Origin of the sequence: Pseudomonas sp. GV071 (genome assembly GCF_003050835.1) — a bacterium.
Lineage (GTDB): Bacteria > Pseudomonadota > Gammaproteobacteria > Pseudomonadales > Pseudomonadaceae > Aquipseudomonas.
Map to the genome: position 1 here is coordinate 415,112 of NZ_QAOJ01000003.1, position 26,967 is coordinate 442,078.

The window sequence follows — 26,967 nt, forward strand, 5'->3', positions numbered from 1 at the left end:
GTCAGTTCACCCAGACGCGGGCGTTACGGAACATGCGCATCCAGCCGCCGTCCTCGTCCCACTCTTCCGGTTTCCACGAGTTCTGCACGGCGCGGAACACGCGTTCCGGGTGCGGCATCATGATGGTCACGCGGCCGTCGCGGCTGGTCAGGCCGGTGATCCCACGCGGCGAACCGTTGGGGTTGGCCGGGTAGTTTTCGGTGACCTTGCCGTGGTTGTCGATAAAGCGCAGTGACACGCAACCGGACAGATCCGCCTCCAGCAGCGCTTCCTCGCTTTCGAACTCGGCATGGCCTTCACCGTGGGCGATGGCGATTGGCATGCGCGAACCGGCCATGTCACGCAGGAAGATCGACGCCGACTCCTGCACCTGAACCATGGCCACACGGGCTTCGAACTGCTCGGAACGGTTACGCACGAAGTGCGGCCAGAACTCGCTACCCGGAATCAGTTCGTGCAGGTTGGACATCATCTGGCAACCGTTGCACACGCCGAGGGTGAAGCTGTCCTTGCGCTCGAAGAAGGCGCTGAAGGCATCACGGGCACGGGTGTTGAACAGCACCGACTTGGCCCAGCCTTCACCGGCGCCCAGCACGTCGCCGTAGGAGAAGCCACCGCACGCAACCAGGCCTTTGAACGCTTCCAGGCTGACGCGACCGGCGAGGATATCGCTCATGTGCACGTCGATGGCGTTGAAGCCGGCGCGGTCGAAGGCCGCGGCCATTTCCACCTGACCGTTGACGCCCTGCTCACGCAGAACCGCCACTTGCGGACGCACGTTCTTCTTGATGTAGGGCGCCGAGATGTCCTGGTTGACGTCGAAACCCAGTTTGACCGAGAGGCCAGGGTTGGCTTCGTCCAGCAGTACGTCGTACTCCTGCTCGGCGCACTCGACGTTGTCGCGCAGACGCTGCACCTGGTAGCTGGTGGCCGCCCACTCGCGCTGCAGCAGACGACGCTCGCCAGTGAACACCGGCTGGTCGTTGAAGCTGATGTTGATTTCGGCATTGTTCAGCGGCTGACCGATCACGGCCACGCAGTCGCCCAGACCGGCCGCGCTGAATTGCGCCAGCACTTCCGGGGTGGAGTCCTGACGTACTTGAATCACCGCGCCCAACTCTTCGTTGAACAGCACAGCGGCCAGTTCTTCGCGGTTATGGGCCACGGTGTCGAGGACGATGTTCAAGCCACAGTGACCGGCGAAAGCCATTTCCAGCACGCTGACCAGCAGGCCACCGTCGGAGCGGTCGTGGTAGGCCAGCAGGTTGCCGTCGGCGTTCAGGCCCTGGATCACGGCAAAGAAAGCCTTGAGGTCTTCAGCATCGTCGACGTCCGGTGCCTGGCGCGCCAGTTGGCCGTACACCTGGGCCAGGATCGAGGCGCCCATGCGGTTCTGGCCACGGCCGAGGTCGATCAGAATCAGGTCGGTCTCACCCTTGTCCATGCGCAGTTGCGGGGTCAGGGTTTTACGGATGTCGAGCACCGGGGCGAAGCCGGTCACGATCAGCGACAGCGGCGAGGTCACGGACTTGTCGGTGCCCTCTTCGCTCCAGCGGGTTTTCATCGACATCGAGTCTTTGCCCACCGGAATGGTGATACCGAGCTCCGGGCAAAGCTCCATACCAACCGCTTTCACGGTGTCGTACAGACGGGCGTCTTCACCCGGGTGGCCGGCGGCGGACATCCAGTTGGCCGACAGTTTGATGTCGGAAATCTTGCCGATGCGCGAGGCCGCGATGTTGGTCAGGGTTTCGCCAATCGCCATGCGACCGGACGCCGGGGCGTTGAGCAGAGCCAGCGGCGTGCGCTCACCCATGGCCATGGCTTCACCGGTGTAGACGTCGAAGCTGGTGGCGGTGACGGCGCAGTCGGCTACCGGCACTTGCCACGGGCCAACCATCTGGTCGCGGGCAACCAGACCGGTGATGGTGCGGTCGCCGATGGTGATCAGGAAGCTTTTGCTGGCGACGGCCGGGTGGTGCAACACGCGCTCAACGGCTTCTTTGAGGTCGAGGCTGGCGGCGTCGAAATCGTCGCCCAGCTCTTGCTCGCGAACGGCCGAACGGTGCATGCGCGGGGCTTTGCCCAGCAGTACTTCCAGCGGCATGTCGACGGCGTTGTTGCCGAAATGGCTGTCGGCGACGGTCAGCTGCGGTTCGGCCAGGGCTTCACCTACCACGGCAAACGGGCAGCGCTCGCGCTCGCAAATAGCTTTGAAGGCTTCAAAGTCGGCGGCATCGACGGCCAGCACGTAACGTTCCTGCGATTCGTTGCACCAGATCTCGTGCGGGGCCATGCCCGGCTCGTCGTTCGGTACCGCGCGCAGTTCGAAGCGGCCACCACGGCCACCGTCGTTGACCAGTTCCGGGAAGGCGTTGGACAGACCGCCAGCGCCAACGTCGTGGATAAAGCTGATGGGGTTCTTGTCGCCCAGCTGCCAGCAGCGGTCGATCACTTCCTGGCAACGACGCTCCATTTCCGGGTTTTCCCGTTGCACGGAGGCAAAATCCAGGTCGGCCGAGCTGGCGCCAGTGGCCATCGACGAGGCAGCGCCGCCGCCCAGGCCGATCAGCATGGCCGGGCCACCGAGAACGATGAGCTTGGAGCCCACGGTAATTTCGGCTTTCTGTACGTGTTCAGCGCGGATGTTGCCCATACCGCCGGCGAGCATGATCGGCTTGTGGTAGCCGCGTACTTCGTCGCCATGGGGGGTGCTGATTTTTTGCTCGAAGGTACGGAAGTAACCGGTCAGGGCCGGACGACCGAACTCGTTGTTGAACGCGGCGCCGCCGAGCGGGCCTTCGATCATGATGTCCAGCGCGGTGACGATGCGCTCAGGCTTGCCGTATGGGGTTTCCCACGGTTGTTCGAAGCCCGGGATCTGCAGGTTGGACACGGTGAAACCGGTGAGGCCCGCTTTTGGCTTGGCGCCGCGACCGGTAGCACCTTCGTCGCGGATCTCGCCGCCGGAACCGGTGGACGCACCGGGGAACGGCGCAATGGCAGTCGGGTGGTTGTGGGTTTCCACCTTCATCAGGATATGCACCGGCTCTTGTACCGCGCCGTACTGGCGGGTTTCAGAGTTCGGGAAGAAACGCCCGGCGACCGAACCTTCGATCACGGCGGCGTTGTCTTTATAAGCAGAGAGAACGCCTTCGCCGTGCATCTGGAAGGTGTTCTTGATCATGCCGAACAGGCTTTTTTCCTGGTTCTCGCCGTCGATATCCCAGCTGGCATTGAAGATTTTGTGACGGCAATGCTCGGAGTTGGCCTGGGCGAACATCATCAGTTCGATGTCGTGCGGGTTGCGCCCCAGTTTTACGAACGCGGCGACTAAATAGTCGATTTCATCGTCAGCCAGGGCCAGACCGAGGTCGCTGTTGGCTTGTTCGAGGGCCGCGCGGCCGCCGTTGAGAACGTCCACAGCGGTCAGCGGCTTGGGTTCGGCGTGACTGAACAGACCAGCGGCCTGTTCCAGGTTGCCGAGCACCAGTTGGGTCATGCGGTCATGCAGCGCGCTCGCGACTTGCTCGGCCTCAGCCTCGCTCAGCTCACCAGCAACGTAGTAGGCAATGCCGCGTTCCAGGCGCTGGATCTTCGCCAGGCCGCAGTTGCGGGCGATGTCGCTGGCCTTGCTGGACCACGGGGAGATGGTGCCAAAACGCGGCAGCACCAGGAACAGACGGCCGCTTGGCTCTTGCACCGGCACACTGGGGCCGTACTTGAGCAAGCGGGCGAGCACTTTCTCTTCGTCGCCGGTGAGCAGACCGGTCACCTCGGCAAAGTGGGCAAACTCGGCGTACACCGCTGTAACAGCGGGGACTTTGGCAGTCAGTTGGTCGAGCAACTTGCCGTGGCGGAAGGCAGAAAGGGCAGGAGCGCCGCGCAGGATCAACATCTCGGGGAAAGCCTCGGGAAGGGGGATGCTTTGAGGCCGTGCATTCTAACCCAAAGCTCCCGCCAAGGCACTCGTGACGGGGACCCAGTCGACAGTTTTGCGCTAGCAGAGAAGCAGCCCGGCTGTCGAGATATGGCGACCTCAGCGCTTTGCGTATACTCCGCCGATGCTTGCACACACGACGCTGCGCACACGCCCCCATAAATGGTTGGCGGCGACTGCCATTCTTATGCTGCTCTGGGGCTGTAGTGAGCCTCAGCCGACGGCCCTTGAGCGCATCCAAAAGGATGGCGTGCTGCGGGTTATCACCCGCAACAGCCCGGCCACCTACTTCCAGGACCGCAACGGCGAGACTGGTTTCGAGTACGAGCTGGTCAAACGTTTCGCCGACGACTTGGGCGTTGAGCTGAAGATTGAAACGGCCGACAACCTCGACGAAATCTTTTCCCGCCTCAACCAGGAAAACGGCCCGGCCCTGGCCGCCGCCGGTCTGGTCAGCAGCCAGGGCCGAATGACCCAGGCGCGGTTTTCCCAGTCGTACCTGGAAGTCACCCCGCAGATCATCTACCGCAACGGCGAAAACCGCCCCACCCGCCCGGAAGACCTGCTGAACAAACGCATCATGGTGCTCAAGGGCAGTAGTCACGCCGAGCAACTGGCCGCCCTCAAGGTGCAGTACCCCGACCTTAAATATGAAGAGTCGGACGCGGTGGAAATCGTCGACCTGCTGCGCATGGTCGATGAAGGGCAGATCGACCTGACCCTGGTCGACTCCAACGAACTGGCGATGAACCAGGTGTACTTCCCCAACGTGCGCGTGGCCTTCGACTTTGGCGACGCCAACACCCTGGGCTGGGCGTTCCCGCCGGGCACCGACGACAGCCTGGTGAAAGAGGTCAACGCCTTCCTCGAACGGGTGAAGATCAACGGCGTGCTACAGCGTCTGAAAGACCGTTACTACGGGCATGTGGACGTACTCGGTTACGTCGGCGCCTACACCTTTGCCAAGCACCTGCAACAACGCCTGCCACGCTACGAGCAGCACTTCCGCCAGAACGGCAAGACCTATGAGCTGGACTGGCGCCTGCTGGCCGCCATCGGTTATCAGGAGTCGCTGTGGCAACCCAATGCCACCTCGAAAACCGGGGTGCGCGGCCTGATGATGCTGACCCAGAACACCGCCGAAGCGATGGGCGTGTCCAACCGCCTGGACCCAAAACAAAGCATCAACGGCGGCAGCAAATACTTCGCCTCGATTCTGGAAAACCTCGCCCCCGAGCTGACCGAGCCGGACCGCACCTGGTTTGCCCTGGCGGCCTACAACATCGGCATCGCCCATCTGGCTGACGCACGCAAGCTGGCCGAGGCCGAAGGCCTGGACCCAAACAAGTGGCTGAACGTGAAAACCATGCTGCCGCGCCTGTCGCAGAAGCAGTGGTACAGCAAGACCAAATACGGCTACGCCCGCGGCGGCGAGACCGTGCACTTCGTGCAGAACATCCGCCGCTATTACGACATCCTCACCTGGGTAACCCAGCCGCAACTGGAAGGCGGGCAGATGGCCGAAGGCAACCTGCACATTCCAAGCATCGACAAGCGCAAGCCAGACGACGGCGGCCCGGCGGCGTTGTAGAACAAGCGCATCGCGGCTGAAGCCGCTCCTACGGATTGTGCGATCTCGCAGGACCGGCTTCAGCCGCGATGTTTTTTAATCCGGCTTTGCCCGGCGCTGTTTGAAGAACTCGCTCAACACCGCACTGCACTCCTCTGCCAAGACCCCACCCTCCACCAGCACCCGGTGGTTAAGAAAGATCTGATCGAAGAACTTGCCGCGGCTCTGCACGATGCCGGCCTTGGGTTCGGTCGCGCCAAACACCACGCGATTGACCCGCGCATGCACCAGCAAACCGGCGCACATGCTGCACGGTTCCAGAGTCACGTACAGGGTGCTGCCCGGCAGCCGGTAGTTTTCCACGGCGCTGGCCGCCGCGCGGATGGCGACCATCTCGGCATGGGCGCTGGGGTCATGGGTGGTGATCGGGCAGTTAAAACCGCGCCCGATCACCTCACCGTCCTGAACCAGCACCGCACCCACCGGCACCTCACCCAGGCTCGCGCCCTGTGCGGCGAGCGCCAGGGCTTCGCGCATAAACTGCGTGTCCTGACTGCGGTCGATGATCTGCGGTTTTCTCATTGTTTACTCAACCACGCCTTACTCAACAAGAATGGAAGCCATCAGGCCGGTTTCCATATGGTCGATCACGTGGCAGTGAAACATCCACACCCCGGGGTTATCCGCCACCAGCGCCACCCGCGCATTCTCGTTCTTGCCGAGCAGGTAGGTGTCGGTGAAGTACGGAATGATCTTCTTGCGGTCCGAGCTGAGCACTTTGAAGCTCATGCCGTGCAAGTGGATCGGGTGCTGGTACTGCGCCATGTTGCGGAACTCGAGAATATAGCTCTGCCCCAGCTTCATCTTGGCGATGGGCCGGTCGGCGCAGGTCTTGTCGTTGATGTCCCAGGCCTTGCCGTTGATCTGCCAGAACGCCGGCGCGCGGCCATTGGTGGTCACAGACACGGCACCGACCCATTCGAACTTGAAGTCGAGCACTTCGGCATTCTGCAGATCTGGCTCGGCAATCGGGTTGGCTGGAATCTGCGGCGGCCATTCGCTGGCCGGCGCCTCTTCGCTGGCCACCGAACGGAAGGTCGCCAGCCGTACCGGGCCGTTGCGCAACGGCAACTCGACGCCCGCTTCCGGCACCTTGATCGCCAGGCACAAACGCATGCCCGGCCCAATCCAGTATTCCTTGCCGAACAGCCGTGGCTCGATCGGGTTACCGTCCAGCGCGTACAGACGCGCATCGGCGCCCGGCAGGTTGAGGCGGTAGGTCACGGTGTTGTCGAGGTTGAAAATGCGCAGGCGCACGATCTGCCCGGCCGGCAGATCGATGGTCGGCAAGTGCTCGGCATTGATCGTCGAGTAGCTGCCGGCGGTACCGCCACGGGCGGCCTCACGGGGAATGCTGAACGGCGTGAACGCGCCTTCGGCATCGATATGCCAGGTCTTCAGGCTGAGCGAACGCTCATGGGTGAAACCGGTAGGCTCGCGCTCTTCCACCACCAGCGGGCCCACCAGGCCATGGCCCAGTTGCTGGCTGCTCAACACATGCGGGTGGTACCAGTAGTTGCCGGCGTCCGGCGTCTTGAACTGGTAATCGAAATACTCGCCGGGCAACACCGGCAACTGCGACACATAGGGCACACCGTCCATTTCCAGCGGCAGGCGAATGCCGTGCCAATGGATGGTGGTGGGCTCACTGAGCTTGTTGATAAAACGCACCCGCAGCCACTCACCCTGACGGCTGCGCAACTCGACGCCCGGCGCCGAACCGTTGTACGCCCAGGCCGGGGTTTTGTGGCCAGCCACCAACTCCAGATCCATGGGCGCGGCGATCAACTCGTAGTCATGGGTGGTGCTGCCCAATGGCCGTCCCAGCCAATAACGCACTCCACCGGCACCAAAGCCCACCGCGGTCAAACCGAGCAGGCCACCGAGAATCTGTCGACGTGTAAAAGACATGGGTACAGACACCTCTAGATAGGGGACTTTCTAGAACAACACGCTGGCCCATCAGGCTTGAATTTTTGATAGCCGGTCTCTGACGGACCGGCTTGCGGGACGAGTCCCTAGTCGTCGACCAGGCGGCGTTGCGTCCTCGCTTTAATGCTCACGTACTACAGTACGCTGCGCTTAAAGCTGCGGGGCGCCTTGCCTGGTCTTAGCCTAGGAACTCTCGGGGAAACTCACTCCCACTCGATTGTTGCTGGCGGCTTGCTCGACACATCGTAGGTAACCCGCGAGATGCCTTCGATCTCGTTGATGATCCGGCCGCTGACCGTTTCCAACAACTCATACGGCAGGTGCGCCCAACGGGCGGTCATGAAGTCGATGGTTTCCACCGCGCGCAGGGCCACGACCCAGGCGTAACGACGGCCGTCACCGACCACGCCTACCGATTTCACCGGTTGGAACACGACGAACGCCTGGCTGACCTTGTGGTACCAGTCGGCTTTGCGCAGTTCTTCGATAAAGATATGGTCGGCGCGACGCAGCAGGTCGGCGTATTCCTTTTTCACTTCACCGAGGATGCGCACGCCCAGGCCCGGGCCCGGGAACGGGTGACGGTAGACCATGTCGTACGGCAGGCCGAGTTCCAGGCCCAGACGACGCACTTCGTCCTTGAACAGTTCGCGCAGTGGCTCGACCAGCTTCAGGTTCATTTCTTCCGGCAGGCCGCCGACGTTGTGGTGCGACTTGATCACGTGGGCCTTGCCGCTCTTGGCGCCAGCCGATTCGATCACGTCCGGGTAGATAGTGCCCTGGGCCAGGTACTTGATGTTGTCCAGCTTGCAGGACTCGGCATCGAACACGTCGATGAAGGTACGGCCGATGATCTTGCGCTTCTTCTCCGGGTCGGCTTCGCCGGCCAGGTTGCCCAGGAACTGCTCTTCAGCGTTGGCGCGGATCACTTTGACGCCCATGTTCTCGGCGAACATGGCCATCACTTGCTCGCCTTCGTGCAAGCGAAGCAGGCCGTTGTCGACGAACACGCAGGTCAGTTGGTCGCCGATGGCCTTGTGCAGCAGCGCCGCAACAACCGAGGAATCGACACCACCGGACAGCCCGAGCAGTACGTTGTCGGTACCGACCTGGGCACGCACCTGGGCAATGGCGTCTTCAGCGATTTTCGACGGGGTCCACAAGGCTTCGCAGCCGCAGATGTCGAGGATGAAACGCGAGAGGATACGCCCGCCCTGTTTGGTGTGGGTCACTTCCGGGTGGAACTGCACGCCGTAGTAACGACGGTCATCGTTGAACATGCCGGCAATCGGGCAGCTCGGGGTGCTGGCCAGGATGTGGAAGTCTTCCGGCATCTTGGTGACCTTGTCACCGTGGCTCATCCACACGTCGAGACCGAACAGGCCGTCGGCGTCGACGTGGTCTTCGATGCCATCGAGCAGGCGGCTTTTGCCGACCACATCGACGCGGGCATAACCGAATTCACGCAGCTCGGAACCTTCGACTTTGCCGCCCAGTTGCTCGGCCATGGTCTGCATGCCGTAGCAGATACCGAAAACCGGCACGCCGAGATCAAACACCGCCTGCGGGCAACGCGGGCTGTCGGCAACGTGGACCGACTCGGGGCCGCCAGCGAGAATCACGCCCTTGGGCGCGAATTCGCGAATCGCTTCGTCGTCCATGTCGAACGGATGCAGCTCGCAGTACACGCCGATCTCGCGCACGCGGCGGGCGATCAGCTGGGTGTACTGGGAACCGAAGTCGAGGATCAGGATGCGGTGAGCGTGAATATCGAGGGCCATGATTCAGTCTCGTCTAAGTCAATCAGTAACAGTCGTGATTCAGAAACAACTCGGGGCTGAATAAAACAGCCCCGGTTTTTTAATCTTTTTCAAAAATCGATTTGCCACGTCGCGAGCGAAGAAGAGGCAAGGCGGAAGGGAGTGAGAAAGCGCAGTTGGCTGTAGCCAATGAGCATTTCGAACTTCCTTCCAACGCCGCCTGTTCGAGCGCAGCAGCGGCAAATCGATTTTTTTTAACCTACGCGGTAATTTGGCGCTTCTTTAGTGATCTGTACATCGTGCACGTGGGATTCCGCCATGCCCGCACCGGTGATCCGCACGAACTCGGGTTCGGTCCGCATCTGCTCAATAGTGGCGCAACCGGTGTAGCCCATGGAGGCGCGCAGCCCACCCATCAGTTGATGGATGATTGCGGCCAACGGGCCTTTGTACGGTACGCGGCCTTCGATGCCTTCCGGTACCAGCTTCTCGGCGCCAGCGGCGGAGTCCTGGAAGTAGCGGTCGGAAGAACCCTGGGTCTGTGCCATGGCGCCCAGCGAGCCCATGCCACGGTAGGCCTTGTAGGAACGGCCCTGGAACAGTTCGACTTCGCCTGGTGCTTCTTCGGTACCGGCGAACATCGAGCCCATCATCACGCAGGAAGCACCTGCAACGATGGCCTTGGACAGGTCACCGGAGAAGCGGATGCCACCGTCGGCAATCAACGGAACGCCAGTGCCTTCAAGGGCCGCGGCGACGTTGGAAACGGCGGAGATTTGCGGTACGCCAACACCGGCAACAATGCGGGTGGTGCAGATCGAGCCTGGGCCGATACCGACTTTCACCGCATCCGCGCCGGCTTCAGCCAGGGCCTTGGCAGCAGCGCCGGTGGCGATGTTGCCGCCGATAACTTGCACCTGCGGGAAGGTTTGCTTGACCCAACGTACGCGGTCGATCACGCCTTTGGAGTGACCGTGGGCGGTGTCGACCACCACCACGTCAACGCCGGCAGCAACCAGTGCGGTCACGCGATCGCCAGTATCAGCACCGGTACCCACAGCAGCGCCAACGCGCAGACGACCTTGGTCATCCTTGCTGGCGAACGGGTAAGCCTTGGCTTTTTCGATGTCGTTGACGGTCATCATGCCTTTGAGGTTGAACGCCTCGTCGACGATCAGCACGCGCTCAATGCGGTGTTTGTGCAGCAGCTCGCGGGCTTCCTGCTTGTCGGCGCCTTCGCGGACGGTGACCAGACGCTCTTTCGGCGTCATCACGTCGCGGACTTTGGCGTCCAGGCGGCTTTCGAAACGCACGTCACGGGAAGTGACGATGCCGACCAGGTCGCCGTTGTGCAGCACCGGTACGCCGGAGATGTTGTTCTGGCGGGTCAGATCGAACAGGTCACGCACGGTGGCGTCGGCTTCGATGGTGATTGGATCTTTCACCACACCGCTCTCGAAGCGCTTCACTTTGCGCACTTCGGCAGCCTGCTGCTCGATGGTCATGTTCTTGTGGATGATGCCGATGCCGCCTTCCTGGGCCATGGCAATGGCCAGACGGGATTCGGTCACGGTATCCATCGCTGCAGAAATCAGCGGGATGTTCAGCTCAATGCCACGGGTCAGTCGAGTTTTGAGGCTGACGTCTTTAGGCAGAACTTCGGAATAACCTGGAATAAGAAGGACGTCGTCGAAGGTTAGAGCTTCTTGACTGATACGCAGCATGGCGGAGGCTCCCGGGCGGGAAAATGGAAGCGCGCCATTATACCCACGCGAGCACCTTGGCTCAATGCAAAAGGTTAATTAGATGAAGCAGGAGTTTCTATCGACCTTGTAGGAGCCAGCTTGCTGGCGAAGCTCTTTAGATTGCATTCGCTAGCAAGCTAGCTCCTACAAGTCCACGACAACCTGCCTAACCCCATACCCCAACCGTTCCCCAAACTCTTCTATAAAGGAAGGCACAAACCCCGCCTCCCCCCAGTTATTGAAGATAAAGCCCAGATTGGAAAACCCGCACGGCTGCAAAAACAGAAAGCCGTTGATGTCATCTTCAAAGCCGCACAGCGGGCAGGTGAAGTTGTCGCTGACCTTGGGCATCCACTCTTCCAGGCTGTCGAACAGCGCCTCACCGACTTCCTTGCGACACTTGGGGCAGCCGGCTTCTTCGAGGAAGTTCCTGGTCGGCGTATAGATGCAGCGCTTGCTCACCACCTCCAGGCCATGCACCGGCCGGCCGAACGGCAAACGCTCCGGGTGCAGGGCGATGCGCTTGGCGCCAGGCGCGATGGCGTAGGCCATGCGGTTGCCTGTGCGCCCACAGGTACTCAGTTCGGCAGCGACGATATTGCGCTGCACCAGCCAGCGCAGCATCAGCCGCGCCCGCGCCTCATGGTTGGGAAAGGTGGATACCTGCGGCACCAGAATCAGTTGTTGCTCAGCCATGACCGGCCCCGAAATCAAAACGGCGTGCAGTTTAACAGGCGACGGCTTTGGCTCGCGGCGCGTATGCCTCTATCATGCCCGCCATGATCAAAGACCCGTTCCAACGCCTCGGCCTCGACCGCGAAGTGCTCACCGTCAGCCAGCTCAACGGCCGCGCCCGTGTGCTGCTGGAGGATGTGTTCAGCAATATCTGGGTGGAAGGCGAAATCTCCAACCTGGCCAAGCCCGCCTCCGGCCATGTGTATTTCACCCTCAAAGACAGCAACGCCCAAGTGCGTTGTGCGCTGTTCCGGCAGAACGCCGCCCGCGTGCGCCAGGCGCTGCGTGATGGCCTGGCCGTGAAGGTGCGCGGCAAGGTGTCGTTGTTCGAAGGCCGTGGCGACTACCAGCTGATTCTCGACAGCGTGGAGCCCGCCGGCGATGGCGCCCTGCGCCTGGCCTTCGAGGCGCTGAAGGAAAAGCTCAGCGGCGAAGGCCTGTTTGCCGCCGAGAACAAAGTCGCCCTGCCCGTTCACCCGCAACGCATCGGCATTGTCAGCTCGCCGACCGGCGCGGTGATCCGCGACATCATCAGCGTGTTCCGCCGCCGTGCACCGCAGATCCAGCTGACCCTGATCCCCACCGCCGTACAGGGCCGTGAAGCCACCGGGCAAATCGTCCGCGCCTTGCAGATTGCCGACCGCCAAGGCTTCGACGCGCTGATCCTGGCCCGTGGCGGCGGTTCGCTGGAAGACCTCTGGTGCTTCAACGAAGAATTGGTGGCGCGCGCCATTGCCGCCTGCCAGACACCGATCATCAGCGCCGTCGGCCATGAAACCGATGTGTCGATCAGCGACTTCGTGGCCGACGTGCGCGCGCCCACTCCTTCTGCCGCCGCCGAGCTGCTGGCGCCGGATGCCAATGAGCTGGTGCAGCGCCTGAACAGCCTGCACCGCCGCCTGGTGATGCGCATTCACAACCGCATCGAGCGCGAACGCCTGCGTCTGGACGGTATCAGCCGTCGCCTGCGCCACCCCGGCGAACGCCTGCGCCAGCAAGCGCAACGTCTCGACGATCTGGACATGCGCCTGCGCCGCGCCTTCGAGCGCAATCTGCAGCAGCGCCAGGACCGCGTCGCCCGCCTGAATATGCGCCTCGCCGCGCAGCACCCGGGCCGTGCCCTGGCGTTGCTGCGCCAGCGTCTCGATGGCCTCAGTGAACGTTTGCCGCGCGCCATGCGCGAGGCGCTGAAAGATCGCCGTCAGCAATTGCACACGCAGGCGCAAACGCTGAACGCCATCAGCCCTCTGGCGACCCTTGGCCGCGGCTACAGCATTCTGCTCGACGATAAAGGCCAGGCGATTCGCAACGCCGCGCAGACCAGACCCGGCCAGCGCCTGAAGGCGCGCCTGGGCGAAGGCGAGCTGGAGGTGCGGGTGGAAGACAACCACCTGACCCCGGTGACCCTGTCGCTGCTCGACTGACTTCCCACTTTTTATTCAGGCTTGCCCATGCGCGTTTTGCTGTTCTGTTTGCTCTGCCTCGCCCTGCCCGCCCACGCCGACAGCTACATCAGCCGACTGCTGAACAAACCGGTGCCCGGCGGCGTGGCGGTGGTCGACCTCGGCGCCGGCAACGGTACACCGACGGCCAGCTACCAAGGCAAACCAGTGCTGGTGGTGCATGAACAGGGACAACGCTGGCTGGCGATTGTCGGGGTGCCGCTGAGCAGCAAGGCTGGCAGCCAGAGCCTCGTCGCCAAGGATGCCAGCGGCAACCGCACCCTCAGTTTCACCGTGGGCAGCAAGCATTACGCCGAGCAGCGCATTACCTTGAAGAACCAGCGCCAGGTCAACCCGAACCCGGCCGATCTCAAACGCATCGAGAAAGAACTGGCCGAGCAAACCCGCGCCTACCAGCGCTTCAGCCCCGGCACGCCAAGCAACCTGCTGCTGGACAAGCCGGTCAACGGCCCGCTGTCGAGCCGCTTCGGTGTACGGCGTTTTTTCAATGGCGAGGAACGCAATCCGCACGCAGGGCTGGATTTTGCCGTGGCTGCCGGCACACCGATCAAGACGCCGGCGGCGGGTAAGGTAATTCTGATCGGCAACTACTTCTTCAATGGCAATACGGTGTTCGTCGATCACGGCCAGGGTTTTATCAGCATGTTCTGCCACATGTCGAAAATCGACGTGAAGCTCGGTCAGCAGTTGGCCCGTGGCGGCGTAGTCGGCAAGGTCGGTTCCACCGGCCGAGCCACCGGGCCGCACATGCACTGGAATATCAGCTTGAATGACGTGCGCGTGGACCCGGCAATTTTTATCGGTGCCTTTGAGCCGTAACACCGTGAACCCACCATTCATGAATCGTTGGGCTTCGCTTTGCTCAACCCAACCTACGCCACTCGCCTGTAGGTCGGGTTGAGCCAGCGGCGAAGCCCAACAACCCGCTGGCACAGGACGATGATGACCATGGAACAGCACTACGACGCCGCCGTGCAGTGGCTGGAACGTTTTCCCTACCTGTACAGCCTGACCGCCCTGATCATGCTGCTGTGCGCAGCGTTTCTGGCCAACTGGCTGATCAAGCGGGTGCTGGTGCGCGGCTTCTACCGCCTGCTGCGCGCCTCGCACCTGGGCCAGGACAAGGCGCTGGCGCGCTCGCACATCATTTCCCGCCTGGCCAACGTGGTGCCGGCGCTGATTCTGGCCAACGGCGTGGAGCTGATTCCCGACCTGCCGCACGCCCTGATCACGGTGACCCGCAATGTCTGCGGCGCCTTTATCGTGCTGACCATTGCCCTGGCCGTCGCCGGCATGCTGACGCTCGCCAATTCCTTGTACGAACGCCGCCCCGACGCCCACTTGCGACCGATCAAGGGCTACTTCCAAGTGGTGAAAATCGTCATCTACGCCGTCGCCACGGTGCTGATGATCGCTACCCTGGTGGACCGCTCGCCGCTGATTCTGCTCTCCGGTCTCGGCGCCATGGCCGCTGTGCTGCTGCTGATTTTCCAGGACACCTTGCTGTCGCTGGTGGCCAGCGTGCAGATCTCCTCCAACGACATCATCCGCGTCGGCGACTGGATCGAGATGCCGCAATTGAATGCCGATGGCGACGTGATCGATATCGCCCTGCACACGGTAAAAGTGCAGAACTGGGACAAAACCATCACCACCATTCCCACCAAGCGCTTTATCACCGACTCATTCAAGAACTGGCGCGGCATGCAGGAAGCCGGCGGCCGACGGATCAAGCGCAGCCTGCACCTGGACCAGAACAGCGTGCACTTTCTGAGCCCCGAGGAAATCGAGCACCTGCGCCAGTTCAAGCTGCTGGCGCCGTACCTGAAGAGCAAGGAAAGCGAGCTGATGAGCTGGAACAGTCAGCTGGAAGAACCGCTGCGGGTGGCGGTGAACACCCGCCGGGTCACCAACATCGGCACCTTCCGCGCCTATGTGGAGAACTACCTGCGCCAGCACAACGGCATCCGTCAGGACATGACCTTGCTGGTGCGCCAGCTCAGCCCATTGGCCGACGGCCTGCCGCTGGAGCTGTATTGCTTCACCAACACCACCGCCTGGGTGCCCTACGAAGCGATCCAGTCGGACATCTTCGACCATATGCTGGCGATTCTTCCGGAGTTCGGTTTGCGCGTGTTCCAGCATCCAAGCGGGGCGGATATGCGTGCCGCATTGAGCAGAAGCGGGCTACCCGAAACAAACGAGTAACCCTGTGGGAGGAGCTTTAGCCGCGATGTTTTTAACAGATCAAAGGCGTCGCGGCTTAAGCCCCTCCCACAATGACTGCGCAATAATTGTGAACACCACTGTGCTGCCGAGAGAATAAATCTCGCAAAAACCCAAGTATCGCCACGAACCACCAATTTTTCGTCCAAGCTTGCCATATTCAACCCAAGCAAATAGGGTTAACGCATGAAAACGCCCCATACCCTCATTCTGCTGCGCCAACACGCCTGCCTGTGCCTGGTCAGTCCGCGACTGCAAAGCTGACTGCTCACCTCGCCCCGCACTACTCTTTATCAAAAGCAGTTTCACCGGTCGGCCACCCTCATCTGGCCACGCTACTTAAAGGACTTCGCCATGAGCATGCTCAAAGATCCGTCGAACAAATACCGCGCCTTCACCCCGATCAACATTCCCGACCGCACCTGGCCGAGCAAGGTGATCGACAAGGCGCCGATCTGGCTGAGCACCGACCTGCGTGATGGCAACCAGTCGCTGATCGAGCCGATGGATGCCGACAAGAAAATGCGTTTCTTCAAGACCCTGCTGGCCGTGGGCTTGAAGGAAATCGAAGTGGGCTTTCCGTCCGCCTCGCAAACTGACTTCGACTTCGTGCGTGAGCTGATCGAAGGCGGCCACATTCCCGATGACGTCACCATTCAGGTACTGACCCAGGCCCGTGAAGACCTGATCGAGCGCACCTTCGAGTCGCTCAAGGGCGCCAAGAAAGCCATCGTTCACTACTACAACGCCTGCGCGCCGAGCTTCCGCCGCATCGTCTTCAACCAGGACAAGAACGGCGTGAAAGAAATCGCCGTGCACGCCGGGCAGATCATCAAGCGCCTGGCCGACGCCGCGCCGGAAACCCAGTGGGGTTTCGAGTACTCGCCGGAAGTTTTCAGCTCCACCGAAATCGATTTTTCCGTCGAGGTGTGCAACGCGGTAATCGCCGTGTTCCAACCCACCCCGGCCAAGCCGCTGATTCTCAACCTGCCGGCGACCATCGAAAACGCCACGCCGAACAACTACGCCGACCAGATCGAATGGTTCTGCCGTCATGTTGATCGCCGTGACAGCGTGCTGATCAGCCTGCACACCCACAACGACCGTGGCACCGGCGTGGCCGCCACCGAGTTGGGCCTGATGGCCGGCGCCGACCGCGTGGAAGGTTGCCTGTTCGGCAACGGCGAGCGCACCGGCAACGTCTGTCTGGTGACCGTGGCGCTGAACCTCTACACCCAGGGCATCGACCCACAGCTGGATTTCTCCGACATCGACACCGTGCGCAAGGTGGTGGAAGACTGCAACCAGCTGCCGGTGCACCCGCGTCACCCCTATGTCGGCGACCTGGTCCACACCGCGTTCTCCGGCTCGCACCAAGATGCGATCCGCAAAGGTTTCACCCAGCAGAAAGCCGATGGTGTGTGGGAAGTGCCGTACCTGCCGATCGACCCGGCCGACATCGGCCGCAGCTACGAGGCGGTGATTCGCGTCAACAGCCAGTCGGGCAAAGGCGGCATCACCTTCCTGCTCGAACAGGAATATGGCATTAGCCTGCCGCGCCGCATGCAGATCGAATTCAGCCAAGTGGTGCAGAAAGAAACCGATCGCCTCGGCCTGGAAATGACCGCCGAGCAAATCTACGCCCTGCTGCAGAACGAGTACCTGCAAGCCGACAGCCCGTATGTGCTGAAGAGCCATCGCCTGCAGGAAGAGAACGGCATCTGCAACGTCGATATCGACGTCACCGTCAGCGGTGAACTGCGCCGCAAACACGGCACTGGCAAAGGCCCACTGGAAGCCCTGGTCGCCTCGCTGCCGCGCAACCTGGAGATCATCGATTACCACGAACACGCCATCGGTGCAGGTGCCAATGCCAAGGCCGCTGCCTATATCGAAGTGCGCCTGGACGGTGGCCGTCCGGTGTTCGGCGTCGGCATCGACGAAAACATCACCACCGCCAGCTTCCGTGCCCTGTTCAGCGCCCTCAACCGCGCGCTGAAACAGGCCGAGGAAAACAGCCAGGCGGCGTGATTTCCAAGCGGTAAGCAAAAAGGGCGCCCGGTAACGAGCGCCCTTTTTTTGTCTGCGCAGTTTGCTAGCCGCGCGTAGAAAAGCAAAAACTCGAGGCTTCAGCCTCGATGTTTGTTGATCGCGCCAGCCCAGGCCTTTGTATCGATCAGCGTACAAAACACCAACCAAACCGATACCCGCAGACATTCTGGCAATACAAACGCTCGGCACACTCGCGCCTCCATTTCCTACTTGCGTGAAGCCTATGTCTGTATCGGCTGATTTCACTGTTGCCGCGATTTACCGCAGACACCCCAAGGCGCAAGGCGCGTTCACCCTGATCGAGATGCTGATTGTGGTGGTATTGCTGGCGATTTTTGCCGCCATCGCCATCCCCAGCTTCAGCCGCCTGACCCACAACAACCAGGCGCTGACCGCCGCCAACGAACTGTATTCGGTGCTGCAGTACGCCCGCAGCGAAGCACTTAGCCGTGGCCGTGGTGTCACCGTCAGCGTGACCGCCAGTGACGCCTGGGCCGGCGAGATCACGGTGAAAGCCGGCAGTGAAACCTTGCGTCACTACGCCAAGGGCCTGTTCGGCAAAGCCAGCGCCAGCAGCTCGCTGACCACCCTGACCTTCTGCCCCGGCTTCGTCGCCGCCAGCACCTGCAGCAACGGCGCGCTCAGCAGTCCGCCGACCATCACCGTGGGCTATGCCGACGACAGCTCGGTGACCACCCGCACAATCAAGGTACTTGCCAGTGGCCAGATCTCCCGCCCCGCCCTCAGCCAGTAAATTTCCCCGCCCTGCGGCCGTGGCCGGTTTCAGCATGATCGAAGTGCTGATCGGCCTGCTGGTGCTGTGCATCGGCGTGCTCGGCATGGTCTCGCTGCAGACCCACGGCTTGCAGCTTTCGCAAAGCGCCAACCAACGCAGCACCGCGGTGATGCTGGCCCAGGACCTGGTGGAGATGATGCGCAGCAACCCCGACGCCACGCTCAACGCCGCCAACCTGTTCAGCAACACCTCCGGTTACTACAAGGCCGCCGGCAGCGAGTTCGCCAGCACCAGCGTGGCCAACTGCGCCGGTCTCGATCGCAGTGCCGGCGGCAGCGCCATCGCCAGCCAGGACCTGGGCTGCTGGCTGCAGGAAGTGCAAAGCCTGCTGCCAGTCACCAGCGGCCTGCTCAAAGGCAACTTCACCATCTGCCCGAGCAAGCAGGAAAACAGCTGCGCCAGCGGTTCCAGTTCGGTGGTGATGATCCAGATGGCCTGGCAAGACAAGAGCGGCGACTGCACCGATGGCATCTGCTACTACCGCCTGCGAGCCGAACTATGAACCAGAGTCTTATCCGTCAGCGCGGCCTGTCGTTGATCGAGCTGATGGTCGCCATGCTGATCAGCACGTTCATGATCCTTGGCGCCACCCAGGTGTACATCGATAACCAGCGCACCTACCAGTTCCAGCAAGGCCAGAGCAGCAACCAGAATCTGGGGCGGATGATTCAGCTGCTGCTCGAACAGCAACTGGCGCGTACCGGCTACCGGGCTGAACCGCTGCTGACCACCAGCCTCTCCAGCGCCTTCCCGGCCCTGGCCAGCAGCAACGGTTGCCCGGCGTTCAGCGCCGGCCAGACGTTGCTGTTGAGCAGTGACAACGCTGGCGTGTGTTTCCGCTACCAGGGCTCGGCCGATGGCGCCGACCTCAATTGCCTGGGCAACAAGATCGCTGCCGGGGTGGCGGTGCTTAGCCGCATCAGTTTTGTCAGCAGCACCACCGCCGGTGCCGGCAGCCTGACCTGCTCGGTCGGCGGGGTGAGCACCACCCTGGTCGACGGCCTGGCCGACTTCGTGCTGTTCAAGCTGCCCAGCAGCAGTGGCTCGGCCCAGGGCCTGCGTTATGCCGCGCTGCTCACCAGCAGCAAGACCCTGCGCGATGGGGTTGCCACCAGCGTGCTCGATCAGTGGCAAAGCCTGAGCGGCAAGACCCGCAGCAGCGACCAGTACCTGTACCAGATCAGCCAGGGCAGCGTGGCCCTGAGGAACCTGATGCCATGAGCACCCACCTCCCCTCCAAGCAACAGGGCGCCGCCCTGCTGGTCGCCCTGGTGATGCTGCTGTTGATCACTTTGCTGGCCACTTCCAGCCTGCGCGACAGCACGTTGCAGAACCGCATGAGCGGCAGCGTCGCCGAACGCCAGCATGCCGCCAATGCCGCCGAGTCGGCCTTGCGTGAAGGCGAACGGCGCCTGCAGGCGCTGGCCAATACCGGGGTCAGCAGCCAGGGTGCGGCGGACTGCAGCGCCAGCATCGGCGCCCTCGCTGGCAGCGTCGGCAACCTGTGCGTGCTGTCCACCGACCGCTTCGCCACCAGCACTGTCGCTGGCACCGACTGGTGGACTGCCGCCACCTATGCCACCGACTACCTGGGCTCCGACGGCGCCTCCAGTTTCAACAGCACGCCGCGTTGGAATGCTGCCTACATCGGCACCTCGACCACTGACCTGGAAACCCTGCAACAGGGTAAAGGCACCTACTTCTACCGCGTCAGCGCGGCCGCTCGGGCCGACGGAAAACGCTTTCCCGTTGTCCGCCAGAGCGTCTACAGGATTACCGTGCAATGACTTATCGCCGCCCTTCGCTGTCCCTGCTTTCGCCTCTGTTGTTCCTGGCTGCGCTGCATGTCAGCCCGGCGGCGGCCACCGCGCTGAACCTCAGCCAGGTGCCACTGTTCCTCACCGAAGGGGTGGCGCCGAACATCATGGTCACCATCGATAACTCGGGGAGCATGAAGTGGGCGTTCGCGCCGGACGGCATGAACCCCACCACCGGTTCAACGTACAACGGCTACACCGCCGAGCAGGTGCGCACCAGCCGCCGAGCCAAATCCGCGGCATTCAACCCGCTGTACTACAACCCGGCGGTCACCTACACCGCGCCCTACAGCGTTACCTACAGCAACGGCACGACCACCACCACGCCGCTGACCACCAGTTTCACGGCGGCCTACGTCAACGGTTTCAAGAGCGCGCGCGGTAGCCTCAACCTGTCCAGCGGTTACATGGTCAGTTGGGACTACGACACCAGTCGTGGCACCACGGCGGCTTCCAGCAGCAACTCGACCTACTGGTCGTACAGCAACTACGCCAGCTACTCGAGCCCGGACAAGGTCTACTACCTGGCGGCCAACCCGTCGGCCGATTTCGGCTCGACCACGACCACCAGCACGTCCTCAAGTAGCGCAGCCACCAGTTACAGCACCAGCACCACGTCCACCAGCTCCCAGAGCATCAGCAGCGGCGGCTCCTACAAGGTGACCAAGTCAGGCAGCACCTGCAGCGTCACCTTCACCAACCCCAGCACGGCGTCGACCACCGACACCAGCACCGATAGCACCACCAGTGCTACCACCAAGGTCGTGACCACCACCACCGTCAATTACTCGGCTGGCACCTGCACCCTGAAAACCAGCGGCAGCACCAGCACCTACACGGTGTCTGCGACCAAGACCACCGGCACCAGTGCCGTCACCACGGTAACCACCGTGGACCGCACCAAGCTCGCCGTGCCGGCCTACTACTACGTGTATAACAGCGCGCTGTCGGGCTGTACCGCGAGCCTTCAAGACGACAACTGCTACAAGCTGGTGACCGTCAGCGCCACTTCGGGCACTGGCAGTACGGACGAGCGGCAAAACTTCGCCAACTGGTACAGCTTCTACCGTAACCGCGAACTGGCCACCCAGTCGGCGGCCAACCTGGCGTTCTCCGAGCTGTCTTCCGATACCCGCTTGAGCTGGCAAGCACTAGGTACCAGCGACACCTGCATCACCAGCAGCTCGTACCTGAGCAGCTACAACTGCCGGGGCCTGGACAGCAGCAGTACCAGCACCTACGACAACCGCCTGGGCGACTTCTCCGGCAGCCACCGGGCCCAGTTTTTCACCTGGCTGGGGGACATCTATTTCAACCAGAGCACGCCGCTGCTCGGCGCCATCGACCGGGTCGGCAGTCTGCTCACCGCCACCGGCAAATACGGGCCTTACGCGAAGGTCATTGGCACCACCGAAAGCCCGGTGTACGCCTGCCGCGCCAGCTATAGCATCACCCTCACCGACGGCATCTGGAACACAGCCGGTAGCCATGGCGAGTACGACAACAGCAGCCGTACCCTGCCCGACGGCAACCGTTACAGCCCGGTTGCGCCCTTCAAAGACAGCACCAGCAATACCCTCGCCGACCTCGCCTTCAAATACTGGGCCACCGATGCACAGACCACGGTGGCCAACGAAGTGCCGACTTACACCAAGGAAAGTGGCAGCGGCCAGTACTGGAATCCGAAGAATGACCCCGCCACCTGGCAGCACATGGTCAGCTACTTCGTCGGCCTGGGCCTGACCAACACCCTGACCAACCCGGCCTGGGGCGGCGACACCTATTCCGGCGATTACAGCGCCCTGGTCGCCGGCACCAAGAGCTGGCCGGCGGCTTCGTCGGGCAGCGCCAACAACGTCTATGACATGTGGCATGCGGCGATCAACTCGCGCGGCGAATTCTTCAGCGCCGACAGTCCGGACAGCCTGCTCACTGCCCTGCAAAGCATCGTTACGCGGATCAACGAAACCAGCACTGCCAGTGCCAGCCAGGCGATCAGCTCGCCGCTGACCGACAGCGACTACAGCTCCGCCAACAGCTACATCCCGAGTTTCTCCAGCGAAGACTGGAGCGGCACCCTGATCAAATACGAGCGCACCACCAGCGCCACCACCGAAGCCTGGAATGCGCAGACTATCCTGGATGCGGCCTACCCCAGCGGCAACACCGCCTACGCCAACCGGCCGATCTACATCGCCGGCGGCACCGCCAGCAGCGGCCTGCAGAGTTTCGCCTGGGCCAACCTGAGCACCGCGCAGCAAACCACCCTGAACAAGGCGCTGGACAGCACCGTCGACAGCAACGGCACAAAACGCCTGAGCTGGCTGCGTGGCGACCGCAGCAACGAAGGCACCCTGCTACGCAGCCGTGGCCATATCCTTGGCGACATCGTCGACTCCACCCCGGTGCTGGTGACCACCCCAAGCAGCCCGGTGGCGAAGATGAATGCCCTGGTCGGCGACACCTCGTACACCGACTTCAAAACCACCTGGGCCAGCCGTGCCACGCGGGTGTACGTCGGCGCCAACGACGGCATGCTGCATGCCTTCGACGACACCGGCAAAGAGACCTTCGCCTTTATCCCCAGCAGCGTGATCAGCAACCTGTACAAGCTGATGGACCCCGACTACACCAGCGGTGCCCACCAGTACTACGTCGACGGCACACCGACGGTGGCCGATGTGTACTTCAGCAATGCCTGGCACACGGTCTTGGTCGGCACCCTGCGTGGCGGTGGTCGGGCCTTGTTTGCCCTGGACATAACTGACCCTGCCAACGTCAAACTGCTGTGGGAAAAAAGCTTCAGCGACAGCGCCTATGCCGAGCTCGGCTACACCTATGCCAAGCCGGTGATCGCCCGTCTGCACAGCGGCGACTGGGCGGTGATTGCCGCCAACGGCGCCAACAGTGCCAACGACAAGGCCGTGCTGTACGTAATCAACGTCAAAGACGGCGCACTGATAAAAGCCCTCACCGCCACCGACAGCGCCACCGGGGCCAACGGTCTGTCCTCGCCCTATGTCGCCGACATCGACGGCGACCTGATCGCCGACTACGTGTACGCCGGTGACCTGCACGGCAACCTCTGGCGCTTCGACCTGATCGGCAGCGGCGGCAACCTCACCGACGTCGCCATCAGCAGCGGTTTCCGCGTGGCCTTCAACGGCACGCCACTGTTCACCGCCAGCGCCGCCACCTACACCAGCAGCGCCAGCAACCAGACGCAGCCGATCACCGCCAGCCCCTATGTGATTGCCCACCCCTCCGGCACCGGTCACTTGGTGATTTTCGGCACCGGCAAATACATGGAGGCCGCCGACGCCGCGGCCGACACCACCAAAGCCATGAGCGTGTACGGCATCTGGGACACCCAGACCGCCGGCGAATACGTCACCAACACGCCAACCATCACCAGCAGCAAGCTGCAGGCGCAAACCTTCGGCAGCAGCACCAGCATCACCTACACCTCTACCAGCGGCGGAAGTGTCACCACCACCGCCAACACCCTGAGCAGCAACGCGGTGAGCTGGTTCAACAACGACGGCAGCATCAAGACCTATGGCTGGTACCTGGACTTGCCGCTGACCGGCGAGATGGTGGTGGTGAAACCGCTGACCGTGAGCAACAGCGTGCTGATCACCTCCCTGGCACCCAACGACGACCCGTGCCAGAGCGGTGCCTCCACCTACCTGACACTGATCGACCCGTACACCGGCGGCGCCTCCACCGAGACCACCCTGGAGCTGGGGCAGACCACCAACTACTCGCGCATCCAGCTCAACTCACTGATCGGTGGCGCCAGCGTGCTGTCCCTCGACGGCCAGATCAGCCTGCACAACAGCGACAGCGGCAGTGGCGGCGTCGGCGTCAGCGGGCAAACCAATCAACGTCAAAGCTGGCGCGAAGTGCGCCTGCAGGAATGAATATGCAGCAATCGCAACGAGGCTTCACCCTGGTCGAGCTGATGGTGACGGTGGTGATTCTGTCGATTCTCGCCGCCATCGCCATCCCCAGCTACACCCGCTACATCACCCGCGCGCATCGCAGTGAAGCGCAGGCTCTGCTCAGCGAAGCGGCGGCGCGTGAGGAGCGCTATTACGCGCAGAACAATGCGTTCACCAGCACCGTCGCCAACCTGGGGTTGCGCAGCAGCACCGGCTTGAGTGACAACGGCTATTACCAGTTGAGCATCAGCACCAGCGACGACACCCAGGGCGGTTACCTGCTCAGCGCCACCCCGCAAAGCAGCCAGGCGAATGACACTGAGTGCGCGGTGATGAAGTTGAATGCATTGGGCGAACGCAGCGTGACGGGTACGGCCAGCGATAGCAGCACCTGCTGGAAATAACGCGGTCCCACATAGACCTGCGACACCAAAAAAAGCCCCGCGATTGCGGGGCTTTTTGTTTCTTGCGACAGGTTTATTGCCGGGCGTTGAGCTGTTGCTGCAGGTTCTGCACCTGGCTTTGCAGGGTGCTGATGTTGCGGGTCATCTGCGCGCGGAAGGCGTCGAACTCGCTGGTGTTGGTGCTGGCAGCGGCCGGGCGGTTTTCCTGTTCGCTTTTGAGCACCAGCAGGTCCTGTTCCAGGCGGCCGATGGCAACGTTGGGGTTGCCTTGTTTCTTCAGTGCGTCGATATCCGCGCCGAGGCTTTTCAGCTGCGCATCGATCTTGCTGGTATCGCCTTGGGCCGCTTTGAGGGCGGCCTGGTCAGAGGCCAAGGTTTTCAGCTTGCCGTCAAACTGCCCGGTGGCGTCTTGCTGGGTTTTCAGGTCGGCGGCCAGTTGCTCATCACGCTTGCCCTGGTCAGCCTGTTTGCTGCTCAGGGTTTGCAGTTGTTTGCTCAGGTCGGCGACTTTGCTTTCCAGCCCCTTCACCTGCAGACGCAGCGCTTCGCTGCCGCTGGTGACGTTGGACTCGGTGGCCACCACCTTGCCGGAAATATCCTGAATGCGCCCGGCGGCATCTTCGCTGATGCGCGCAAAGCTTTCCTGGGTGGCGACCAGTTGCTGGCTCATCAGCTCGATCTGCTGATGGCTCCACCAGCCCAGCACACCAAAGGCGATCATCAGCGCGGCAACCAAGGTCCACAGCGGCGCGGTGCTCGGGCCTTTGCTCTTGGTCGGAGCAGCGGCATAGGCCGGCGCATGGCGGCCATGGTCGTGGTGGTGGTCAGCCGGAAATTCGTGGTCGCGTGCGTCCGTGGTCAGGCTGGGGACGTTGTCCAGTTCATCGAGAGCGTCGTTACGCATGGTTCAACCTATAGGGCACGCAGTGAAGGGGTAGCTACAGCAACAGCGCCGCAGTATACCGAGCGCAGCGGCGGCACCCAATGGTGCATAACGCACCGCCGTTGCGCGTGTAAAGCAGCCGAGACAGCCATCGACCGCCCACAGGCCGCTCAGTTCCGGGTTTTGTGAACTGGTACAGCATTTGCTTTAAGCGTAACGGGGAGTAACAAAGCGTCTAGACCGGCCCAAGCCGGCGAGCGCGATGGCCATAGAGCCAGGTTGCTCACACCGGAAAACTGCGCCCGACCTGCGCAATTGTTTTCGTACTCAGGCCCGCTTCAGCTTGAGTTCACGGGGAGAAATCGAATGGAACTGACCAAGTCTGTACTCGATTGCATGCAAACCCTGCGTCGCCGTCTGCGCCAGGAACAACAGGTAGATATCCGTCTTAGCCAACCCGACTCCGTGATGCAGATGCTGATCGCCTGCGCGGCGTCCGATGTGGACGACACCCGGCAAATGGGCCTGAAGCTCAGCGACCTGACCCACATCCGTTTAGCCCCACCACCCGCTCCGGTGCTCAGCGAAGCCGAGCTTATCGCCAAGTACACGCGCTACGCCGGTCCGCTGCGCGGTTAAGCCTTGCCCACCACCTTCCACCAGGTGCAGAACTCATCGAGCGCCGTCCAGATGCTGGTCTGCGGCGCGTAGTCGAGTTCGCGCTGGGCACGGCTGATGTCCAGGGAGAAATCCTTGGACATCACCGCCACGCCCAGACGAAACAGGCTCGGCTCAGGGCGGCCCGGCAACAGCTTGCAGATCGTTTCGTTGAGGGTGGCGGCGGTGTACGCCAGGCCGACCGGTACGTGCTTGGTCACTGGCGGCAGGTCGAGCTGGCGCAGCACGTAATTGACCACATCCCACAGCGGCACCGGCGCGCCGTTGCTGATGTTGTAGACCTTGCCCAGCGCCGGCCCGGCCGCCAGCAGGCTGGCGAACAGCGCCTCGTTGAGGTTGTGCATGCTGGTGAAGTCGACGCGATTCAGGCCATTGCCAATGATCGCCAGACGCCCTTTGCGCTGCATCTCGATCAGCCGCGGGAAGATACTGGTGTCGCCGGCACCGGTGACAAAACGCGGGCGCAGGGCGATCACTTCCAGGCCAAATTCCTGCGCGGCCATGACCTCCTGCTCGGCGATGTATTTGGTTTCGCCGTAGTGGTCGACGAACGTCTTCGGCACCTGCTCTTCGCGCAGGCCGACATGGGCCTTGCCATCGAAATACACCGAGGGCGAAGACAGGTGCACCAGGCGCCGCACCTTCTGCCCCAGGCAGGCCTCGATGACGTTCTGGGTCAGCACCACGTTGCCGTTGTAGAAGTGCTCACGTTTGCCCCAGGTGCCCACCGCACCGGCGCAATGCACCACCATTTCCACGTCGTGACAGAGGCTGCGTACCAGGCTGGGGTCACTGAGGTCGCCCTGGACGAACTCGGCACCGCGCTTGATCAAATGCTCCACGGCTTCCGGCCGGCGGCCATTGATGCGCACCGCCAAGCCCTGCTCCAGCGCAAATCTTGCAAAGCGCCCGCCAATAAAGCCACTCGCCCCGGTTACCAGAATCTTCATCGCCCACCGCCG

The 26,967-nt window shown here is 62.2% G+C and carries 21 protein-coding genes; 12 read left to right on the forward strand and 9 right to left on the reverse strand.

The window, feature by feature from the left end:
• Nucleotide 1: 1 nt before the first annotated feature.
• Nucleotides 2-3,898 carry a phosphoribosylformylglycinamidine synthase gene (gene purL, locus C8K61_RS08480; RefSeq protein WP_108095789.1) on the reverse strand — a complete coding sequence of 1,299 codons (3,897 nt, stop codon included), beginning with the start codon at nucleotides 3,896-3,898 and terminating at the stop codon, nucleotides 2-4.
• Nucleotides 3,899-4,064: 166 nt separating this feature from the next.
• Here purL and mltF point away from each other — a divergent pair, with 166 nt between their 5' ends.
• Nucleotides 4,065-5,531 carry a membrane-bound lytic murein transglycosylase MltF gene (mltF, locus tag C8K61_RS08485; RefSeq protein ID WP_108095790.1) on the forward strand — a complete coding sequence of 489 codons (1,467 nt, stop codon included), beginning with the start codon at nucleotides 4,065-4,067 and terminating at the stop codon, nucleotides 5,529-5,531.
• 75 nt (nucleotides 5,532-5,606) lie between these two features.
• Here mltF and tadA read toward each other — a convergent pair whose 3' ends face one another.
• The 5 genes from tadA to C8K61_RS08510 form a co-directional block, all read right to left on the reverse strand.
• Entirely contained in the window at nucleotides 5,607-6,092 is a 486-nt protein-coding gene (gene tadA / locus C8K61_RS08490) for a tRNA adenosine(34) deaminase TadA (RefSeq protein ID WP_108095791.1), read from the reverse strand.
• An 18-nt stretch (nucleotides 6,093-6,110) separates the two neighbouring features.
• Nucleotides 6,111-7,481, reverse strand: coding sequence for a multicopper oxidase family protein (locus tag C8K61_RS08495; RefSeq protein WP_108095792.1), 1,371 nt, complete (start codon nucleotides 7,479-7,481; stop codon nucleotides 6,111-6,113).
• Between the two features lie 224 nt (nucleotides 7,482-7,705).
• A complete protein-coding gene (gene guaA, locus C8K61_RS08500) occupies nucleotides 7,706-9,283 on the reverse strand; it encodes a glutamine-hydrolyzing GMP synthase (RefSeq protein ID WP_108095793.1) in 1,578 nt (525 codons plus the stop codon).
• 233 nt (nucleotides 9,284-9,516) lie between these two features.
• Nucleotides 9,517-10,986, reverse strand: coding sequence for an IMP dehydrogenase (gene guaB, locus C8K61_RS08505; protein ID WP_108095794.1), 1,470 nt, complete (start codon nucleotides 10,984-10,986; stop codon nucleotides 9,517-9,519).
• 165 nt (nucleotides 10,987-11,151) lie between these two features.
• A complete protein-coding gene (locus C8K61_RS08510) occupies nucleotides 11,152-11,703 on the reverse strand; it encodes a sugar ABC transporter ATPase (protein ID WP_108095795.1) in 552 nt (183 codons plus the stop codon).
• Between the two features lie 83 nt (nucleotides 11,704-11,786).
• On the opposite strand from C8K61_RS08510, the gene xseA reads away from it, so the two are divergent.
• From xseA to C8K61_RS08525, 3 genes are all read left to right on the forward strand, one after another.
• On the forward strand, nucleotides 11,787-13,166 hold the full coding sequence (xseA, locus tag C8K61_RS08515) for an exodeoxyribonuclease VII large subunit (protein WP_178086438.1): 1,380 nt from the start codon (nucleotides 11,787-11,789) through the stop codon (nucleotides 13,164-13,166).
• 27 nt (nucleotides 13,167-13,193) lie between these two features.
• Entirely contained in the window at nucleotides 13,194-14,024 is an 831-nt protein-coding gene (locus tag C8K61_RS08520) for a peptidoglycan DD-metalloendopeptidase family protein (RefSeq protein WP_108095797.1), read from the forward strand.
• Between the two features lie 129 nt (nucleotides 14,025-14,153).
• Nucleotides 14,154-15,413, forward strand: a complete 1,260-nt coding sequence (locus tag C8K61_RS08525) for a mechanosensitive ion channel family protein (protein WP_108095840.1) — start codon at nucleotides 14,154-14,156, stop codon at nucleotides 15,411-15,413.
• A gap of 39 nt (nucleotides 15,414-15,452) precedes the next feature.
• Here C8K61_RS08525 and C8K61_RS26950 read toward each other — a convergent pair whose 3' ends face one another.
• Nucleotides 15,453-15,740: a hypothetical protein gene (locus tag C8K61_RS26950; protein ID WP_156684116.1), complete on the reverse strand. Its 288-nt coding sequence runs from the start codon at nucleotides 15,738-15,740 to the stop codon at nucleotides 15,453-15,455.
• 45 nt (nucleotides 15,741-15,785) lie between these two features.
• On the opposite strand from C8K61_RS26950, the gene leuA reads away from it, so the two are divergent.
• The 7 genes from leuA to C8K61_RS08560 all read left to right on the forward strand — a co-directional run bounded on the left by leuA (nucleotide 15,786) and on the right by C8K61_RS08560 (nucleotide 24,444).
• Complete coding sequence (gene leuA, locus C8K61_RS08530; RefSeq protein ID WP_108095798.1) at nucleotides 15,786-17,462, forward strand: 2-isopropylmalate synthase; 1,677 nt, start codon at nucleotides 15,786-15,788, stop codon at nucleotides 17,460-17,462.
• A 244-nt stretch (nucleotides 17,463-17,706) separates the two neighbouring features.
• Nucleotides 17,707-18,237, forward strand: a complete 531-nt coding sequence (locus tag C8K61_RS08535; protein WP_108095799.1) for a GspH/FimT family pseudopilin — start codon at nucleotides 17,707-17,709, stop codon at nucleotides 18,235-18,237.
• Between the two features lie 34 nt (nucleotides 18,238-18,271).
• Nucleotides 18,272-18,781 (forward strand): type IV pilus modification protein PilV, encoded by a 510-nt coding sequence (pilV, locus tag C8K61_RS08540; RefSeq protein WP_108095841.1) that lies wholly within the window; start codon nucleotides 18,272-18,274, stop codon nucleotides 18,779-18,781.
• Nucleotides 18,778-19,500: a PilW family protein gene (locus C8K61_RS08545; protein ID WP_108095800.1), complete on the forward strand. Its 723-nt coding sequence runs from the start codon at nucleotides 18,778-18,780 to the stop codon at nucleotides 19,498-19,500. The genes pilV and C8K61_RS08545 overlap by 4 nt, the downstream gene beginning before the upstream one ends.
• On the forward strand, nucleotides 19,497-20,066 hold the full coding sequence (locus C8K61_RS08550) for a PilX N-terminal domain-containing pilus assembly protein (RefSeq protein ID WP_108095801.1): 570 nt from the start codon (nucleotides 19,497-19,499) through the stop codon (nucleotides 20,064-20,066). The genes C8K61_RS08545 and C8K61_RS08550 overlap by 4 nt, the downstream gene beginning before the upstream one ends.
• Complete coding sequence (locus C8K61_RS08555; RefSeq protein WP_108095802.1) at nucleotides 20,063-24,019, forward strand: pilus assembly protein; 3,957 nt, start codon at nucleotides 20,063-20,065, stop codon at nucleotides 24,017-24,019. Before C8K61_RS08550 ends, C8K61_RS08555 begins: the two co-directional genes overlap by 4 nt.
• Nucleotides 24,020-24,021: 2 nt before the next feature.
• The gene (locus tag C8K61_RS08560; RefSeq protein WP_108095803.1) at nucleotides 24,022-24,444 is read left to right on the forward strand and encodes a type IV pilin protein; all 423 of its coding nucleotides are present in this window, start codon (nucleotides 24,022-24,024) and stop codon (nucleotides 24,442-24,444) included.
• Nucleotides 24,445-24,517: 73 nt separating this feature from the next.
• Here the strand turns inward: C8K61_RS08560 and C8K61_RS08565 are convergent, their stop codons facing one another.
• Nucleotides 24,518-25,348 carry an ATPase gene (locus C8K61_RS08565; protein WP_108095804.1) on the reverse strand — a complete coding sequence of 277 codons (831 nt, stop codon included), beginning with the start codon at nucleotides 25,346-25,348 and terminating at the stop codon, nucleotides 24,518-24,520.
• A 345-nt stretch (nucleotides 25,349-25,693) separates the two neighbouring features.
• Between C8K61_RS08565 and C8K61_RS08570 the strand changes: the two genes are divergently transcribed.
• Complete coding sequence (locus tag C8K61_RS08570) at nucleotides 25,694-25,966, forward strand: hypothetical protein (RefSeq protein WP_108095805.1); 273 nt, start codon at nucleotides 25,694-25,696, stop codon at nucleotides 25,964-25,966.
• Here C8K61_RS08570 and C8K61_RS08575 read toward each other — a convergent pair.
• Entirely contained in the window at nucleotides 25,963-26,955 is a 993-nt protein-coding gene (locus tag C8K61_RS08575; protein WP_108095806.1) for an NAD(P)-dependent oxidoreductase, read from the reverse strand. The genes C8K61_RS08570 and C8K61_RS08575 overlap by 4 nt on opposite strands.
• Nucleotides 26,956-26,967: the final 12 nt, after the last annotated feature.